Origin of the sequence: Yersinia sp. 22-579 (genome assembly GCF_030433455.1) — a bacterium.
GTDB lineage: Bacteria > Pseudomonadota > Gammaproteobacteria > Enterobacterales > Enterobacteriaceae > Yersinia > Yersinia enterocolitica.
The window spans coordinates 64,450-81,135 of sequence record NZ_JAUJTZ010000020.1 but is presented as its reverse complement, the minus strand read 5'-3'; the positions used below and the strand labels follow the sequence as shown (position 1 = coordinate 81,135).

The following is a 16,686-nucleotide window of genomic DNA, read 5'->3' as shown; positions in this document are numbered from 1 at the left end:
GTAAGTGCCTGGTGTGTGCAGCAATGAAAAAGTTGTTGCAGTTAGCTTATGGCGTATTGAAGTCGGGTAAACCATTTACGGCTGAAATACCGCTTGCCAGATAGCTGGCAAGACGGTATCTAGGTGCGTTAACCCCTTCGCTCACAAGAATCTCTTCGCAGTTAAACCCGATGTTCTTGCGGTTGCATCCGGTGAGATAACGGCCACCAGCACAGCAAAATCAAGACTGCCATAGCAAACATCAGTAGCCCCAGACTGAATTGCCCGGTTTGCGGCAACAGGGCTGATAACCAGGTCGCCAGACCTGAACCGACATTCTGTAACCCGCCGACCAAAGCCCCCGCCGCACCGGCCAGATAAGGGAATGGCTCCATCGCCCCTGTCGTGGCAAGCGGGAATAACATCCCAGCACCAAAGAAGAACAGCGCCGCCGGTATCACCAGCGTCCAAATATTCATAACGCCAAACCAGCCAGGTATCCACATCATCAAGCCCGCCAGCAGACAGCTGATCACTGAATGCCACATCAGGTTATGGAAAGTTTTACCATCGCGGCCGGCATACCATGCACCAAAGAACGCAGCAGGAATGGGCAGGATAAATAAGATACTGACTGTCACCCCGCTCAACCCCAGCACACCGCCCATCAACACACCGGCGCTGGCCTCAAACACTGCAATTCCCGCCAATGCTCCAATCAGCATCACCAAATAACAACTAAAGGCGCGGTCTGATAACAATAAGCGGAAACTGGCCAGCATGCGCCGCTTCTCAGTTTGCTGCGGGCGAGTTTCTGGCAACCAACGGAACATGCAAAATGCCACGCCACCACATAAAAAAAGCAAGAAAGCATAGCATGCACGCCAGCCAAACAGACTGGCCAGCACCCCACCGATGACCGGAGCCATGAGCGGGCTAACTAAAATACCCATGTTCAGCATACTGTTAGCGTAACGCAGCGCGGTGCCAGCATATAAATCTCGCGGCATGGTTCGTGCCATCACGCCTGCGACCCCCGTCCCCATGCCTTGCAAAGCACTGGCTGCGACCAATAAGGACAAACTATTTGCTAGCCAGGCACCTAATGCGCCCAGCATAAATATCATCATGCCCGCCAATATGACTGGCCGACGCCCAACCCGGTCAGATAGTGGACCGTAAATCAGTTGCGAGAAGCCATAGGTTAATAAATAGGCCGCCATCACGCGCTGCACAGTGCCGGGGCGCACCGAGAGGTCGCGGGCGATATCCGCGACAACAGGAACGTAAATGGTTTGTGCCATTTGACCGACTGCAACTAACAGAATCAACATCACCAGCAGGTGGAAATTTTCTATTTTTCTCATAATCTTAACTAATTGTTAGCCGGACTTCGTGTCACATATACCTGGCAGCGAAAGCCATATTTTGCGACACACCTCACTATTTTTGCGACACCACTTACTGGGCGCATAAGCTAACAAATTCAGATTTTTTAGCGAGCTAGCACGACATATTGCCAAATAGCCCACTGGCAGATAAAAACACCATTGACGTAAAGTTAACTGTCCATATTACGTAACTACAGCAAGAGCGAAGGGTGTCACACGTAATCGATAATACTTTTCAACCAAATGACCTAAAATATCGCCTGCGCTTTAAGTACTACTTTCGATAAGTATTTGAATAAAGGGAATCAGAATTATGGCTGAATGGGTTAGCGGCAAAATTACTCACATTGAACACTGGACGGACGCGTTGTTCAGTATTCGGGTCAATGCGCCAATTGATCCCTTTACTGCCGGTCAATTTGCCAAGCTGGCTTTAGATATTGACGGCGAGCGGGTACAGCGGGCCTATTCCTACGTCAATGCACCAAGTGACAATAATCTGGAGTTCTATCTGGTCACTGTGCCTGAGGGGAAACTCAGCCCACGACTTGACCAACTGGCGGTGGGTGGCGAAGTAATGGTGACCAAGCAAGCGGCGGGCTTCTTTGTGTTGGAAGAAATTCCGGATTGCAACACGTTATGGATGCTGGCAACCGGCACGGCCATTGGCCCGTATCTGTCTATCTTGCAGGAAGGGCGCGATTTGGAGCGCTTTAAAAATCTGGTGCTGGTTCATGCAGCTCGCTTTGCCCGCGATCTCAGTTATCTGCCGCTAATGCAACAGCTCGAGCAGCGCTATAACGGCAAACTGCGTATCCAGACGGTTGTCAGCCGTGAAGAATCCCCAGGATCATTGACCGGCAGAGTCCCCGCACTGATTGAAAATGGCTCACTGGAAGCGGCGGTCGGCTTGAAAATTGATGCGGAAGATAGCCACGTCATGCTGTGCGGTAACCCGCAAATGGTACGTGATACTCAGCAAATGCTGAAAGAGCAACGCGGGATGCGTAAGCATTTACGCCGTAAACCGGGGCATATGACCAGCGAACAATATTGGTAACAACCGGTACTGGTAAGACTCAGTACCTTATATTCAAGGGCGCAATAGCGCCCGTGGACAGCTAACAAAGTCGAATGAAGGGGAATCGTGCCGTTGGGGTCGTAACGGCGTAAGCCGTCGAAGTGCCCCTAGGTACGGTAAACCCTTCACTCACTGAGTTATGATTAACCTCAGGGGCAATAGCTCTTTTCCTTTATTAAATCTGATTCACTGCTGTGCTTTTTCCGCCAAAAACTTCACCGGTACTGCCTCTGGGCCAAAGCGGTTTTCCCCTTCAGTTCCAAGAAATGCGCCACAGTCGATAAGCATCATGACCATAATAAGTGTGGGAATAAATCGCCCGACACCCCATTGCCAGATCGGCGCAAGCATCTGCCAGTTACCGGCCATCAGCATCCATGCGAGTACCACCAATAATGCCCACCAACCGGCTTTATTGCGGTCATGTAGTCGCTTAACCACTACTGCCGCCGTGGGCCACAGTAAAAATACGATAGCAAAAGCGGCGGTTTGAGTTGACAGCCAATTCTGCCCTGCCAAGGTGAAAATAATCAGCATTGCCAATAGCCACAACCCGATCCAGATCCAAAAATCACGCCGCCCGATACGGCCTTTCAACGAGAAACACCACTGCTGTATTGTCATCAATAACTCGACCTATTTAACTGATATAACCTAAAGTTGATATGCACAATAGAGTAACTCAACGCCGCAACTAACCTATAATCTTTGCAGTGAATTTTGACAATCACCACCAATTACCGTTTTAATTCCCTCCACACACTCTTAACAACGGCGTAGCCATGAGAAAAGAAATAACCGCAATGCTGACAATACTGCTGCTAATGGCAACGGTTAGCCGCGCTCATGCCGACCCCGATGTTGGCAGTTATCAGCAGGCTGAAGAGACTCAACCAACGGCACCTTACCTACTTTCTGGCGCACCAACCTTTGATTTAACTCTGGTGAAATTCCGTGAGCGGTATAATCACGCCAACCCAACCCTGCCAATCAGTGAGTTTCACGCCATCACGGTAAAAGATGATGCGCCCCCGCTGACCCGGGCAGCCAGCAAGATTAATGAAAACCTCTATGCTTCCACGGCGCTGGAGAGAGGTACAGGTAAGATAAAAACCATACAAATTACTTATTTGCCGATCAAAGGCAGTGAAGAAAAAGCCGCCCGGCTGGTCGCGGTAAATTATATGGCAGCACTGATGCGTCAGTTTGAACCCACGCTCACACTCGAACAAAGTATCAGTAATGTGCAGCAACTGCTGACTCAGGGCAAAGGATCACCTTTCTTCGCCCATCCTGTCGGCGCAATTCGCTATGTGGTGGCAGATAATGGCGAAAAGGGGCTTACCTTCGCTGTTGAACCGATTAAGCTGTCACTATCTGAAGCATAATCTCGCCGCAATTAATGACGAAAAGCAAAGCCATTGCCGCTAATCATCTCTATACTGTTGGACAGGTAAACTGCCTGTCGGGCAGTCATTATTATTGACCCTCGTGTCCCCTTGTTGGAGGAAGAAACATGCGTCATCCATTAGTTATGGGTAACTGGAAACTGAACGGTAGCACTCACATGGTTAACGAGCTTATCGCTAACCTGCGTAAAGAACTGAGTACTGTTGAAGGTTGTGGCGTGGCTATTGCCCCACCAGCTATCTATCTGAATCAGGCTAAGCATGAATTATCGGGCAGCCGTATCGCGCTGGGCGCACAGAACGTTGATGTGAATCTGTCTGGTGCATTTACCGGTGAAACCTCTGCTGAAATGCTGAAAGATATCGGTGCTCAATACATCATCATCGGTCACTCTGAACGCCGTACTTATCACAAAGAAAGTGATGAATTTATCGCGAAGAAATTCGGCGTACTGAAAGAAGTCGGCCTGACGCCAGTATTGTGCATCGGTGAAACCGAAGCAGAAAACGAAGCCGGCCAAACTGAAGCGGTTTGTGCTAAACAATTAGACGCAGTGCTGAACACCTTGGGTGCTAAAGCATTCGAAGGCGCGGTTATCGCTTATGAGCCAATCTGGGCTATCGGTACTGGCAAATCAGCAACTCCTGCGCAGGCTCAAGCGGTTCACAAATTTATCCGTGACCATATCGCCAAACAAGACGCCGCCATTGCCGCACAAGTTATCATCCAGTACGGCGGTTCTGTAAACGATAAGAACGCAGCAGAACTGTTCACCCAGCCGGATATCGATGGCGCGCTGGTGGGTGGTGCATCACTGAAAGCTGATGCTTTCGCGGTTATCGTGAAAGCAGCCGCAGCAGCTAAAAAAGCCTAATTTAGGTTTTAAGCTCTCCATTAGGCTGGGGCTGATGCTCCGGCCTTTTTATTGATATCTGCATGCATTTTTTTCATATATAAATCAATACCACCAGCACCTATCGGGCCAAGAAACTTGCTTATCTGAGCCTCCTGGTTGGAAAGCTTTTTTTGATCAGTCGAGTTTAAAGGCTTCTCCTGTTGGCTGATACTAAGATCAAAGCTTAAATGGGTTTTCTTCTGCGCATCGAAAAAATGAATAAGATTACTGTCTTTAAATTTGATCAGATTACAGGCGTGCCCTTGCGTCGCACCCGGTAGCCACTGCCATCTAGCCGGGCGATGAATCACAATAACGCCATTCAGTTCATCCTCGAGTTTCAATTGCTGTAATATAGTCAGTGGGTCATCCGTGGATTTCAATTGCTGTAGCTTAGTCAGCAGTTTATCTTCGGCTTTCAATGGCTGTTGTTTAGTCAGTGGTTCATTAACCGACACACCGCTATTCATGGGTAGGCCCATTATCCCTTTAACATCTGCACCTCTAAGCTTTGGCATAGCCAGGTAGACATCATTGTTCTCCAATGTCTCTGCAACGGCGGTGGCACAAGAAGCACAGTTAGTTTGTCCAAAACCGTGAATACCAAAAAGTGCAAGCAAAGCAGCCAGTGGCCGCAGCAACAAAGGCGGCTTACCCTCACGATTTACTCTGTCCAACAAATAGTTTGCCAAGTAATTCTCTTTGGTGGCAAAGCAGGAATAGTTGCCAGGTTTTATACCAACAGGGTCTTTCTTATTTTCTATGGTTTTGGGTGGTGTATAGGTGGCTAGCTTTCCTAAGTTGTGGGTTCCCGAGTCCACATAATTATACTCAGCATCTACGCTATACTGTGATGCAAAGCTATCGCGGTTTTTCATTAGGCTTGGATTTTCATTTTGTTGCGTATAAATCGGTGAGATCGTACTGATTGTATTGTCTAATTTCATTCCCTTATCCCCATTAATTAATAAACCTAATTAACCGAGTTAATTCAATAACGCATTTTTCACTGTGTGGCGAATCGGGGAGTTTTTATCTATAAGAAAGGGGAATATTGTGAAAATAATCAGAGGATTAAAATGACCAATAAAACAAAGCGCCCGTAAGCATTAACTTACGGGCGCTGAGTCCACTACTGCTATCAAATCATTATCTTATATTTACTTACTTTATCGCTTACTAATTTCGTCAAATACGCCGCCAGTTGCAAAATGTACCTGCTGTGCTTTCGTCCAACCACCGAACACATCATCGATGGTAATCAACTTCAGTTGCGGGAATTCCTTGGCAAACTTAGCCGCTACAGCTGGATCGCGTGGGCGATAGTAATTCTTGGCGGCGATAGTCTGGCCTTCAGGTGAATACAGATACTTCAGATACGCATCAGCCACTTCACGGGTGCCGCGTTTATCAACCACTTTATCCACGACCGAGACCGTCGGTTCAGCCAAAATAGAGATACTTGGCGTGATGATATCAAACTGGTCTTTACCCACTTCATTCACGGCCAGCAGGGCTTCATTTTCCCAGGCAATCAATACATCACCAATGCCACGCTCGACAAAGGTATTGGTTGCGCCACGCGCACCAGAATCCAACACTTCCACATTCTTATACAGCTGTTTGACAAACTCTTGCGCCTTGGCCTGATCGTTATTGTTGTGCTCTAACGCATAGGCCCATGCTGCCAGATAGTTCCAGCGTGCACCGCCAGAGGTTTTCGGATTAGGCGTAATGACCGAAGTACCCGGTTTTACTAAATCCGACCAATCATGAATCTGTTTTGGGTTCCCTTTTCGTACCAGGAAGACGATAGTTGAAGTGTAAGGCGCAGAATTATCTGGCAGGCGCTTAATCCAGTCTTTATCAATACGACCACGCTCAGCAATAGCATCGACGTCATAAGCCAACGCCAAAGTCACAACATCTGCTTCAATACCATTAATCACCGAGGTCGCCTGCTTACCGGAACCGCCATGTGATTGGCGTACAGTCACTTTGTCACCCGTTTGCTCTTGCCAATGTTTACTAAATGCCTGGTTATATTCTTGATAAAACTCACGTGTCGGATCATATGACACATTCAGCAATTGAATATCTTTTGCCATAGCACCTGATGCCAGCAGCAATAATGAAAGACCTACACCCCATTTACGCATTGACCCGCTCCCCAGATTTCCAGATTTGTTGTTATTAACTTAAATGGTTATTAACTTGAGTGGCTATTAACCTAAAATGTAATCAACCAAATTGGTTGGCTTGATACTGAGCGTGCCAGAAACTTTCCGGTCAATTAAAGAATAAAAAAGTTTTGATTATACCAATATGAAATATACAAGCGGTTAAATGCAAAAAGCCCCCGCGAGCGGAGGCTTTGTTTTCGGGCTATTAACTGTTTTAGAACAGTTTTTTCGCCGTATCGTACCAATCTTCTTTAAATTTACTTTTCTTGTTTTCTGGCGCGATACAAACGGAGATTAATTCATGCACCATCTTCTCGTTCTGTACACCAACGCAGAAGCCACCGCGTGAGTAATCATGATTTTCCAACAACAGGTCAACAGCATAAGCGCCCATGCGGGAAGCCAGAATACGGTCATAAGGAGCCGGAGCACCACCGCGCTGGATATGGCCTAACACAGTGCCACGAGTTTCACGGCCGGTTTCTTGTTCAATGTATTTAGCCAGCTCGTCGATATTGTCCAGTTTTTCGGTAATAGCAACGATAGCGTGCTTTTTACCTTTCTCGATGCCCGCTTTGATTTCAGCAACCAAATCTTCACGTTTGAATTCAACTTCAGGGATCGCAATAAACTCGCAGCCCCCAGCAATCGCCGCCGCCAGTGTCAAATCGCCACAATAACGGCCCATCACTTCAACAATGGAAATGCGCTGATGTGAAGAAGAGGTATCACGTAAGCGGTCAATAGCTTCTACCACGGTACCCAGTGCGGTGAAGAAACCGATAGTATAGTCAGTTCCGGCCACATCGTTATCAATGGTGCCTGGCAAGCCGACACAGTGAATACCACCTTCTTTGGTCAGCAAGTCTGCACCGGCATAAGAACCGTCACCACCGATAACCACCAGGCCATCAATGCCACGCTCTTTCATGTTCTGTAAGGCGACTTTACGTTTTTCCGGATCACGGAACTCTGGGAAACGCGCTGAACCGAGGAAGGTACCACCGCGGTTAATCATGTCAGACACGCTATAGCGGTCCAGCTTCCTCATGCGATTCTCAAACAAGCCAAGATAGCCATCTTCAATACCGTAAACTTCCAATCCTGCTGATAAAGCAGCACGAACAACCCCACGAATGGCTGCGTTCATACCTGGCGCATCACCGCCGCTTGTTAGTACACCGATTTTCTTGACCATGACTACCTCTGAACTTGTAGATGCGATTTTTTAAAATTCTTTATTTGCCGATTATGTCTTGCACAGGTGAACAGTACAGAAAATCAGCTTGATGAGCTTAATATCGAATATTATAGCAAAAACACCAAGCTGAATTGATTCAAGTCATGCCATTTGGCGGTATTTTCTTCATGATTGAACCATTATGTAACCACAGTTTACCTGTAGTTAATGTAGCAATAGTTAATGTAGCAATAACTGATGAATAAATTATAACTCCCAATGCGCATGACGTTCTTTTGGCACCACAGCAGTGGGATCTTGATGGATAAGGATATCGGCTCCAGGGAACCGATGTAATAATGCCCGTTCCACTTGATCTGCCAGAATATGCGCTTCCATCAACGGCAACATATCTTCCATTTCGAGATGGAGCTGGATAAAGCGTGTCGGCCCCGACTGACGAGTACGCAAGTCATGAGCGCCAATCACACCCGGCCATGACGTCACAATATTGATAATTTCCTGCCGTTCATCATCAGGTAATGCGCGATCCAGCAAGGCTTGCACCGCCTCATACCCCATACGCAGTGCGCTATAGAGAATATAAACCCCAATCCCCAATGCAAACAACGCATCCGCCCGATGAAACCCATACCAACTCAATGCCAATGCAATAAGAATAGCACCATTCATCATGACGTCAGATTGATAGTGCAACATATCAGCTCGAATGGCCTGGCTTTGCGTTTTTCGTACTACCCAGCGCTGAAAAGTAACTAATATCAATGTACTGAATAATGCGATTAATGTGACCCAGATACCAAGGCCTGGGTCTTGCAATGGCTCCGGTGAGGCCAGATGCTGAAAACCAGTCAGGAACAGGAATAATGCCGAACCAGAAATAAACATACTTTGCGCCAGCGCGGCCAGTGATTCGGCCTTACCATGACCAAAAGTGTGTTCTTCATCAGCGGGTTGCAGCGAGTAGCGCACCACAAAAAGGTTGGTCAAAGAAGCGGCCAGATCCACCAGTGAGTCAACTAACGCGGCCAACAAACTCACTGATCCGGTATGCCACCAGGCAAAAATTTTAATTATCAGTAAGATTGATGCCAGTACAGTGGCACTGAGCGCAGCGGCTTTAACCAGGCGCGCATATTGCGGATCCATAACTCATTCCGAATAATATTCAGGGGTTATTAGTATAACGGAATTGAGACAAAAAAAAGCCCTCCATCATGGAGGGCGAAAGACAGGGATGGTGTCTATGGCAAGGAAAACAGGGTATTACTGGGTACTACTTACTTCTGGGCAGAAGAAGGTTGTGCTGCTGGCGCCTGCTGCATTTTCTCAATGCGCTGCTGGTGCTTTTGGTTCAGGGCAGCTTTTTGCTCTGGTGTGAGCAAGTTAAACATTTGGTTACGTACCTTGGCCATTTCGACCTGACGGTCAATCTGGTCTTTAGACATTTTCTCGGCCTGCGCTCTTACAGCAGCTTCGTCGAATTTGTCTGCGGTAATCAGCTTGTGCATTGCTTCACGGTCAGCGAGATCAACTCGAGGTTGGTCTTGGCGAGACTGGCGCATCAGGTCACGCATTTGCTGGCGTTGCTGTTCGGTCAGATTGACGCCATCAAACATGTTATGGTGACCGCGACCGTCTTTCTTGTTCATCATCGCACCGTCACCGTGGCACCAGCCATCAGTGGCCCCAGCCTTATCACCGGCGAAGGCGGCTTGAGAGCCGAGAACTAACATTGACGCCATGATTAACGTTGCTACTTTAGTTACTTTGCGCATCATTTAACTCCTGGGTTCTATCTGCTAAGCGATTTACTGCTCTGCGATTCAATGAGGAGCAGTCTACCGGCCCGGCTGCAAACTAGCGTCAGTGCATGTAAAACTGGAGTCAGGGCATGTAAAGCTAAGTAAAGTCATGGAATACCGGCAATTGATAACGTATTTTGCGTCAAGAGGAGAAACAATCATGCATAAAATCCTATTAGTTGATGATGATCGTGAACTGACGTCGCTGTTGAAAGAATTATTGGAAATGGAAGGTTTCAATGTTGTTGTTGCTCACGATGGTGAACAAGCATTAAACCTGCTGGACAGTTCTATCGACTTGTTATTACTTGATATTATGATGCCACGCAAAAACGGTATCGAAACCTTGAAAGAGTTACGTCAACACCACCAGACCCCAGTGATTATGCTGACGGCTCGTGGTAGTGATTTGGATCGGGTTCTGGGTCTGGAGCTGGGGGCGGATGATTATCTCGCAAAACCGTTTAATGACCGTGAACTGGTGGCACGCATTCGGGCTATCTTGCGCCGCTCTAACTGGAGTGAGCAGCAGCAAAATGTCGACCAAGGCGCGCCAACTCTGGAAGTTGATTGCCTGCAATTGAACCCGGGCCGTCAAGAAGCCAGCTTTGAAGGGCAGTCTCTGGAACTGACCGGGACTGAATTTACCTTACTCTACCTGTTGGCTCAGCACCTCGGCCAAGTGGTCTCACGCGAACATCTCAGCCAGGAAGTGCTGGGCAAACGATTGACGCCTTTTGACCGTGCTATTGATATGCATATTTCAAACCTACGCCGTAAGTTGCCAGATCGTAAAGACGGGCTACCTTGGTTTAAAACCCTGCGCGGGCGCGGGTATCTGATGGTCTCTGAAACATGATTAACAGTTTAACGGCGCGAATTTTTGCGATTTTCTGGTTTACCTTAGCGCTGGTATTAATGCTGGTGTTGATGGTGCCAAAGCTCGATTCGCGTCAAATGACCACCTTACTCGATAGCGAACAGCGTCAGGGAACGATGCTGGAGCAACACATTGAGGCCGAACTGGCCAGCGACCCGGCCAACGATCTCATGTGGTGGCGCAGGCTTTATCGCGCCATAGAAAAGTGGGCACCGCCGGGTCAACATTTAGTATTAGTGACCACCGAGGGCCGTGTCATCGGGGCTCAGCGTCACGAAATGCAAATGGTGCGTAACTTTATCGGGCAGTCAGATAACTCAGATCAGCCGAAAAAGAAAAAATATGGCCGCGTTGAGATGGTCGGGCCATTCTCTATTCGCGATGGAGAGGATAACTATCAACTCTATCTGCTGCGCCCTGCCAGCAGCCCACAATCAGATTTTATTAATTTGATGTTTGACCGGCCGCTGTTGTTATTGATTGCCACCATGCTCATCAGTGCACCGCTGCTGTTATGGCTGGCATGGAGTCTGGCAAAACCGGCGCGTAAGTTGAAAAATGCCGCTGATGATGTAGCACGAGGTAACCTGAAACAGCACCCTGAGCTGGAGTCCGGGCCACAAGAGTTTTTGGCCACCGGTGCCAGTTTTAACCAGATGATCAGTGCACTCGACAGGATGGTTGTAGCCCAGCAACGGCTGATTTCTGATATCTCCCATGAATTGCGTACTCCACTAACCCGCCTGCAATTGGCGACTGCGCTGATGCGCCGCCGTCATGGTGAAGGTAAGGAACTGGAGCGCATTGAAATGGAAGCGCAACGGCTAGATAGCATGATCAACGATTTACTGGTGTTATCCCGTAGTCAGCATAAAAACGAGTTACATCGCGAGCCGATTAAGGCCAATGAACTTTGGTCTGATGTGCTGGAAAACGCGCAGTTCGAAGCTGACCAAATGGGCAAAACATTGGAAGTGACTGCCCCACCGGGGCCTTGGACCTTATTTGGCAATCCTGCGGCCCTTGACAGCGCGCTAGAGAATATCGTGCGTAATGCGCTGCGTTACTCCCACCATCACATTGCCGTGGCGTTCAGTTCGGATAACCAAGGGATAACCATCACTGTCGATGATGATGGGCCAGGTGTCAGCCCAGAAGACCGTGAACAGATATTCCGACCATTCTACCGCACTGATGAAGCGCGAGATCGTGAGTCTGGCGGGACAGGTTTGGGATTGGCTATTGTGGAAACGGCGGTTAATCAGCATCGCGGTTGGGTGCGAGCCGAGGACAGCCCATTAGGCGGGCTACGCCTGATAATCTGGCTACCACTGCATCCACTTAAAGTTTAATGCACTTCTTGCGCACCTGGCTTGTTAGCTGCAATGCCAAGTGCGCAAGGTATCATCTCGACAAGCCGATCATGCCGGATCGGGCTGATCCCTGGTTTCCGCTTCCTGCTGCTCTTTTTCCAGCAACCGCTTCTTGCGCTCAATCCCCCAGCGATAGCCTGACAATGCGCCATCCTGGCGAATGACCCGGTGGCAAGGAATAGCAACAGCTAACATGTTGGCAGCACAAGCACCCGCCACCGCTCGTACCGCTTTCGGTGCACCAATTTTAGCGGCGATATCAGCATAGCTGGCAGTATCTCCAGCCGGTATTTCTCGCAATGCTTGCCAAACTCGCTGTTGGAATGCCGTGCCACGAATATCCAATGGCAAATCCAGCCCAAGCTGCGGAGCCTCGACCAACCCCACCACCTGCGCGAACCATTGCTCAAACTCAGCATCCCCACCGATCAACTCCGCCTGAGGAAACTTATCCTGCAATTGCTGCACCAACAGGGCCGGGTCGTCACCTAACAAAATAGCGCATATCCCCAGTTCACTTTTTGCCATCAGGATTGCGCCGAGAGAACTTTCCCCAACAGCAAAACGCAGCGCAGTATCGCGGCCACCCTGGCGGTAGCGGGTCGGCGTCATGCCCAATAACTGATTAGATTTTTCGTAAAAACGACCATTAGAGTTATACCCGGCTTCAAAAATTGCATCCGTCACCGAACCCTTTTCCACCAATTGTTGACGAATACGCGCACTGCGGGTCGCGGAGGTATACGCTTTGGGAGTTAGCCCGGTAATGGATTTAAATAACCGGTGGAAATGAAATGCACTGAGATTCAATTCAGTCGCCAGTGCATCAAGTGTAAAGGGCGTTTCGGCTTGCTCAATTAATCGACATGCCTGGCTGATTTTCTCTGCGTGCTGCTGCGCTTGGGATAACTGAGTGGGTCGGCAACGTTTACATGGCCGATAACCGGCAAGCTCTGCTGCATCATTATCAGCATAGAATTCAATGTTTTCTACTTTAGCCTGACGGGACGAGCATGAGGGCCGACAATATACACCGGTGGTTTTCACCGCATAAACAAACTGACCATCGGCGGTTTTATCACGGTTAACAATGGCAACCCAACGTGGGTCCGGTGCATTGTCTATAATTCCCCTAACTGATGTCATGATGAATACCCCATTGATACTGACTATGGTTATCAGCTTATAAAAACACCACGGTTGGCACACTCCGCTCCTTGCTTTCAAATTTTTGTTTTACGGCTTCCATCAAGAATAGGCAACCACTGCACAGGGAGGGGGTTTCTGGTACCCTACGCCCCTCATTATTGGGGGACATATGCTTAATATCGTTTTATTTGAACCCGAAATCCCGCCGAATACCGGCAATATTATCCGGTTATGTGCGAATACTGGCTGCCAGCTCCATCTGATTAAACCTTTAGGTTTCACCTGGGATGACAAACGCTTACGCCGCGCGGGTCTTGATTATCATGAGTTTGCTAATATTAAGCACCACCATGACTATCAAGCCTTTTTAGACAGTGAAAACCTCGACGGCGCACAATCTGCTGGCACAAATCCGGCTCGCTTATTTGCCCTGACGACCAAAGGAACACCGGCCCACAGCGCGGTGAATTATCAGGTGAATGATTATCTGCTGTTTGGCCCAGAAACCCGCGGCTTACCGCCCAATGTTCTGGACGCATTACCTACCCAACAGAAAATCAGAATTCCAATGCTTGCCGCCAGCCGCAGCATGAACCTGTCAAATGCCGTATCTGTTGTGGTGTACGAAGCCTGGCGGCAATTAGGTTATCCGGGTGCGTTACTGAAAGAATAGTTTTTTTGACCCAAATATGTCGGCGGTCGGCTGGCAACTCAATAAAAAGGTGTCTATCCAAAGTAATTGGAGTTGCAGGTAGGCGGCAAGTGAACGAGTCCCGATGAGCTTATTTATCTAAGGTCAACGACACGTAAGTGATTCGGGTGAGCGAACGTAGCCAACACCCCTGCAGCTTCAAGGACGAAGGGGATCAGATGCCGTCGCCGTACTCAAACCCATGGCTCATCCCATTGAAGTGCTGATCCATATCCAACGATGGTTTATCACTCTCTGGTTTACCGACAATACGAGCTGGCACACCGGCGGCTGTAGTATGGGGAGGTACAGCCTGCAATACTACTGACCCCGCACCAATTTTGGCACCACGTCCGACTTCGATATTTCCCAAAATTTTTGCACCCGCGCCAATCATCACACCTTCACGGATCTTCGGATGACGGTCACCACTGGTTTTACCGGTACCACCCAAAGTGACGGATTGCAGAATAGAAACATCATTCTCGACCACGGCGGTTTCACCAATCACAATGCCGGTGGCGTGGTCCAGCATGATGCCGCAACCAATAGTTGCCGCAGGGTGGATATCCACACCAAAAGCGACAGAAACTTGATTTTGCAGGTAAATTGCCAGTGCTTTCCGATCCTGCGCCCACAACCAGTGGCCAATACGGTAAGCCTGTAAAGCATGAAAACCTTTCAGATATAGCAATGGCGTGGAATATTTATCAACCGCCGGGTCGCGCAACCGCACCGCCAAAATATCGCGGGCAGCAGACACAATCATTTGCGCATCAGCACGATAGGCATCTTCAACCACTTCGCGGATGGCAATAGCGGGCATGATAGGATTTGCCAGTTTATTCGCCAGAATATAACTCAATGCGCTGCCTAAATTCTCATGCTTCAATAATGTCGCATGAAAAAAACTTGCCAGCATGGGCTCACACTCGGCCAGTGCTCTCGCTTCTGATTTAATGCTACTCCAAACCAGCTCTAACTCTTCTGACGACATTGCATACTCCTGCCCATAAACAAGCCACTTCGGGGAACGACCGAAGCGACTAACGCCCTTGTACCTTGAAGCGGCAACGCCAAGGATTGTGGCTATATCTTTATTATTTTATTTCAGCTGAACAACTAAATGCCGCTTTTCTCATCTTTTTTGGTCCGACCCAATAAGGTCAGTGCCGCTTCACGCGCATTTTTGTGGCTGTACAGCACCTGATATATTTGTTCAGTGATTGGCATTTCGACGCCATTACGCTGAGCCAGTGCCAGAACTTCCTTGGTATTGCGGTAACCTTCAACCACTTGACCAATTTTATCCTGTGCTTCTTGTACACCTAACCCCTGACCAAGCATGATGCCAAACCGACGGTTACGGGATTGGTTATCTGTGCAGGTTAGCACCAAATCACCTAGCCCTGCCATGCCCATAAAGGTGGAGGGATCAGCACCTAATGCAGAACCAAGACGCGTCATTTCTGCCAAGCCACGGGTTATTAATGCGGTTCGCGCATTTGCGCCAAAACCAATACCATCTGACATCCCGGCACCAATCGCAATTACGTTTTTAACCGCGCCACCAAGTTGCACCCCGATAAAGTCAGGATTGCTGTAAACGCGGAAACTTTTGCCACAGTGCAACAGCTGTTGCAGGTCTTCACTAAACTGCACATCAGTCGATGCCAGCGCAATTGCAGTAGGTAAACCGGCGGCCAGCTCTTTGGCAAAGGTCGGCCCAGAAACAACAGCCAGTGGGATGCTCTCTCCCAGCACTTCCCGCGCGACATCCGCCAGTAAACGGCCGGTTTCTGCCTCAAGCCCTTTGGTTGCCCAAACAATACGCGCATCTGGGCGTAAGTGTGGTTTGAGCTGGTTCAATACCGCCCCGAAGACATGGCTGGGTACTACCACCAGCACATCGCGACTAGCTGCCAGCGCACGTGCCAGGTCAGTTTCCAATAACAAGGTGTCGGGGAAAGGGACATCGGGCAGGAACGCCTGGTTACAACGGTCTTGTTGCAGGGTTTGAATATGTTTAGGGTCGTGACCCCATAACACAACTTGATGGCCATTACGCGCCAGCGTAATGGCCAATGCGGTGCCGTAAGATCCGGCACCGATGACAGTCATTGAAGCATGGGTGGTGTTCATCAGGCATCCTGACGTTGTTCAGCACCTTCGCCTTCAGCCTGCTGTTGCAGATAGTTCATGAACAGGGCATCAAAGTTAACCGGTGCCAGATTCAGCTGTGGGAAAGTACCGCGAGAAACCAGGCTGGTGATGCATTCGCGCGCATACGGGAACAGAATGTTCGGGCAGTATGCACCTAAGCAATGGGCCAGTTGGGTACCGTCGATACCTGCGATGGAGAAGATGCCGCCCTGCTGTACTTCACACAGGAATGCCGTTTCTTCGCCCAAAGAGGCCGTTACAGTCACACGCAGTACCACTTCATACACATCTTCAGCCAGCTGACTGGAAGCAGTATCAAGATCAAGTTTAACTTCTGGCTGCCAATCCTGCTGGAAAACCTGCGGAGCATTTGGTGCTTCGAAGGAGATATCTTTGGTGTAGATACGTTGGATCTGGAAAGCCATCTCGGTGTTGTTTTGTTCTGACATGTGTATAGATACCCTAAAGTTAGACGTCCTTAATTA

At 48.9% G+C, this 16,686-nt stretch carries 17 protein-coding genes; 6 read left to right on the top strand and 11 right to left on the bottom strand.

What is annotated here, in order from left to right; translation table 11 throughout:
* Positions 1–161: 161 nt before the first annotated feature.
* On the bottom strand, positions 162–1,346 hold the full coding sequence (emrD, locus tag QSV56_RS19895) for a multidrug efflux MFS transporter EmrD (RefSeq protein ID WP_046049974.1): 1,185 nt from the start codon (positions 1,344–1,346) through the stop codon (positions 162–164).
* 337 nt (positions 1,347–1,683) lie between these two features.
* Between emrD and fpr the strand changes: the two genes are divergently transcribed.
* A complete protein-coding gene (gene fpr, locus QSV56_RS19890; protein ID WP_046049973.1) occupies positions 1,684–2,430 on the top strand; it encodes a ferredoxin--NADP(+) reductase in 747 nt (248 codons plus the stop codon).
* Between the two features lie 207 nt (positions 2,431–2,637).
* On the opposite strand, the gene QSV56_RS19885 is transcribed toward fpr, so the two are convergent.
* Complete coding sequence (locus QSV56_RS19885; protein ID WP_026018356.1) at positions 2,638–3,075, bottom strand: DUF805 domain-containing protein; 438 nt, start codon at positions 3,073–3,075, stop codon at positions 2,638–2,640.
* Between the two features lie 158 nt (positions 3,076–3,233).
* Between QSV56_RS19885 and QSV56_RS19880 the strand changes: the two genes are divergently transcribed.
* Positions 3,234–3,839, top strand: coding sequence for a DUF1454 family protein (locus tag QSV56_RS19880; RefSeq protein WP_019080292.1), 606 nt, complete (start codon positions 3,234–3,236; stop codon positions 3,837–3,839).
* Between the two features lie 128 nt (positions 3,840–3,967).
* The gene (gene tpiA, locus QSV56_RS19875; protein WP_005175887.1) at positions 3,968–4,735 is read left to right on the top strand and encodes a triose-phosphate isomerase; all 768 of its coding nucleotides are present in this window, start codon (positions 3,968–3,970) and stop codon (positions 4,733–4,735) included.
* Positions 4,736–4,755: 20 nt separating this feature from the next.
* On the opposite strand, the gene QSV56_RS19870 is transcribed toward tpiA, so the two are convergent.
* The 5 genes from QSV56_RS19870 to cpxP form a co-directional block, all read right to left on the bottom strand.
* A complete protein-coding gene (locus QSV56_RS19870) occupies positions 4,756–5,703 on the bottom strand; it encodes a toxin glutamine deamidase domain-containing protein (protein ID WP_301213452.1) in 948 nt (315 codons plus the stop codon).
* A gap of 222 nt (positions 5,704–5,925) precedes the next feature.
* Positions 5,926–6,915, bottom strand: a complete 990-nt coding sequence (locus QSV56_RS19865; RefSeq protein ID WP_005165336.1) for a sulfate ABC transporter substrate-binding protein — start codon at positions 6,913–6,915, stop codon at positions 5,926–5,928.
* A gap of 238 nt (positions 6,916–7,153) precedes the next feature.
* Complete coding sequence (pfkA, locus tag QSV56_RS19860; RefSeq protein ID WP_019080294.1) at positions 7,154–8,137, bottom strand: 6-phosphofructokinase; 984 nt, start codon at positions 8,135–8,137, stop codon at positions 7,154–7,156.
* A 249-nt stretch (positions 8,138–8,386) separates the two neighbouring features.
* Positions 8,387–9,289, bottom strand: a complete 903-nt coding sequence (gene fieF / locus QSV56_RS19855; protein WP_005175896.1) for a CDF family cation-efflux transporter FieF — start codon at positions 9,287–9,289, stop codon at positions 8,387–8,389.
* Positions 9,290–9,420: 131 nt separating this feature from the next.
* Complete coding sequence (gene cpxP, locus QSV56_RS19850; RefSeq protein ID WP_019080295.1) at positions 9,421–9,918, bottom strand: cell-envelope stress modulator CpxP; 498 nt, start codon at positions 9,916–9,918, stop codon at positions 9,421–9,423.
* A gap of 187 nt (positions 9,919–10,105) precedes the next feature.
* Between cpxP and cpxR the strand changes: the two genes are divergently transcribed.
* Both cpxR and cpxA read left to right on the top strand, forming a co-directional pair.
* Positions 10,106–10,804 carry an envelope stress response regulator transcription factor CpxR gene (cpxR, locus tag QSV56_RS19845; RefSeq protein ID WP_005164706.1) on the top strand — a complete coding sequence of 233 codons (699 nt, stop codon included), beginning with the start codon at positions 10,106–10,108 and terminating at the stop codon, positions 10,802–10,804.
* Positions 10,801–12,177, top strand: coding sequence for an envelope stress sensor histidine kinase CpxA (gene cpxA / locus QSV56_RS19840; RefSeq protein ID WP_019084388.1), 1,377 nt, complete (start codon positions 10,801–10,803; stop codon positions 12,175–12,177). Before cpxR ends, cpxA begins: the two co-directional genes overlap by 4 nt.
* Positions 12,178–12,246: 69 nt before the next feature.
* Here the strand turns inward: cpxA and ada are convergent, their stop codons facing one another.
* Complete coding sequence (ada, locus tag QSV56_RS19835) at positions 12,247–13,323, bottom strand: bifunctional DNA-binding transcriptional regulator/O6-methylguanine-DNA methyltransferase Ada (protein ID WP_154388983.1); 1,077 nt, start codon at positions 13,321–13,323, stop codon at positions 12,247–12,249.
* Positions 13,324–13,516: 193 nt separating this feature from the next.
* Here ada and trmL point away from each other — a divergent pair, with 193 nt between their 5' ends.
* Complete coding sequence (gene trmL, locus QSV56_RS19830; protein WP_046049969.1) at positions 13,517–14,020, top strand: tRNA (uridine(34)/cytosine(34)/5-carboxymethylaminomethyluridine(34)-2'-O)-methyltransferase TrmL; 504 nt, start codon at positions 13,517–13,519, stop codon at positions 14,018–14,020.
* Between the two features lie 193 nt (positions 14,021–14,213).
* Here the strand turns inward: trmL and cysE are convergent, their stop codons facing one another.
* From cysE to secB, 3 genes are all read right to left on the bottom strand, one after another.
* On the bottom strand, positions 14,214–15,035 hold the full coding sequence (gene cysE, locus QSV56_RS19825) for a serine O-acetyltransferase (RefSeq protein ID WP_005175907.1): 822 nt from the start codon (positions 15,033–15,035) through the stop codon (positions 14,214–14,216).
* A gap of 125 nt (positions 15,036–15,160) precedes the next feature.
* A complete protein-coding gene (gpsA, locus tag QSV56_RS19820; RefSeq protein WP_011815279.1) occupies positions 15,161–16,180 on the bottom strand; it encodes an NAD(P)H-dependent glycerol-3-phosphate dehydrogenase in 1,020 nt (339 codons plus the stop codon).
* The gene (secB, locus tag QSV56_RS19815) at positions 16,180–16,650 is read right to left on the bottom strand and encodes a protein-export chaperone SecB (protein ID WP_005164715.1); all 471 of its coding nucleotides are present in this window, start codon (positions 16,648–16,650) and stop codon (positions 16,180–16,182) included. The genes gpsA and secB overlap by 1 nt, the downstream gene beginning before the upstream one ends.
* Positions 16,651–16,686: the final 36 nt, after the last annotated feature.

What these genes read in the sequence shown, in the direction of transcription:
- cpxR (WP_005164706.1), top strand. Translation starts at nt 10,106, where the DNA reads ATGCATAAAATCCTATTAGTTGATGATGATCGTGAACTGACGTCGCTG.
- fieF (WP_005175896.1), bottom strand. Translation starts at nt 9,289, where the DNA reads ATGGATCCGCAATATGCGCGCCTGGTTAAAGCCGCTGCGCTCAGTGCC.
- fpr (WP_046049973.1), top strand. Translation starts at nt 1,684, where the DNA reads ATGGCTGAATGGGTTAGCGGCAAAATTACTCACATTGAACACTGGACG.
- QSV56_RS19865 (WP_005165336.1), bottom strand. Translation starts at nt 6,915, where the DNA reads ATGCGTAAATGGGGTGTAGGTCTTTCATTATTGCTGCTGGCATCAGGT.
- gpsA (WP_011815279.1), bottom strand. Translation starts at nt 16,180, where the DNA reads ATGAACACCACCCATGCTTCAATGACTGTCATCGGTGCCGGATCTTAC.
- cpxA (WP_019084388.1), top strand. Translation starts at nt 10,801, where the DNA reads ATGATTAACAGTTTAACGGCGCGAATTTTTGCGATTTTCTGGTTTACC.
- QSV56_RS19885 (WP_026018356.1), bottom strand. Translation starts at nt 3,075, where the DNA reads ATGACAATACAGCAGTGGTGTTTCTCGTTGAAAGGCCGTATCGGGCGG.
- tpiA (WP_005175887.1), top strand. Translation starts at nt 3,968, where the DNA reads ATGCGTCATCCATTAGTTATGGGTAACTGGAAACTGAACGGTAGCACT.
- emrD (WP_046049974.1), bottom strand. Translation starts at nt 1,346, where the DNA reads ATGAGAAAAATAGAAAATTTCCACCTGCTGGTGATGTTGATTCTGTTA.
- pfkA (WP_019080294.1), bottom strand. Translation starts at nt 8,137, where the DNA reads ATGGTCAAGAAAATCGGTGTACTAACAAGCGGCGGTGATGCGCCAGGT.
- QSV56_RS19880 (WP_019080292.1), top strand. Translation starts at nt 3,234, where the DNA reads ATGAGAAAAGAAATAACCGCAATGCTGACAATACTGCTGCTAATGGCA.
- cpxP (WP_019080295.1), bottom strand. Translation starts at nt 9,918, where the DNA reads ATGCGCAAAGTAACTAAAGTAGCAACGTTAATCATGGCGTCAATGTTA.
- QSV56_RS19870 (WP_301213452.1), bottom strand. Translation starts at nt 5,703, where the DNA reads ATGAAATTAGACAATACAATCAGTACGATCTCACCGATTTATACGCAA.
- cysE (WP_005175907.1), bottom strand. Translation starts at nt 15,035, where the DNA reads ATGTCGTCAGAAGAGTTAGAGCTGGTTTGGAGTAGCATTAAATCAGAA.
- trmL (WP_046049969.1), top strand. Translation starts at nt 13,517, where the DNA reads ATGCTTAATATCGTTTTATTTGAACCCGAAATCCCGCCGAATACCGGC.
- secB (WP_005164715.1), bottom strand. Translation starts at nt 16,650, where the DNA reads ATGTCAGAACAAAACAACACCGAGATGGCTTTCCAGATCCAACGTATC.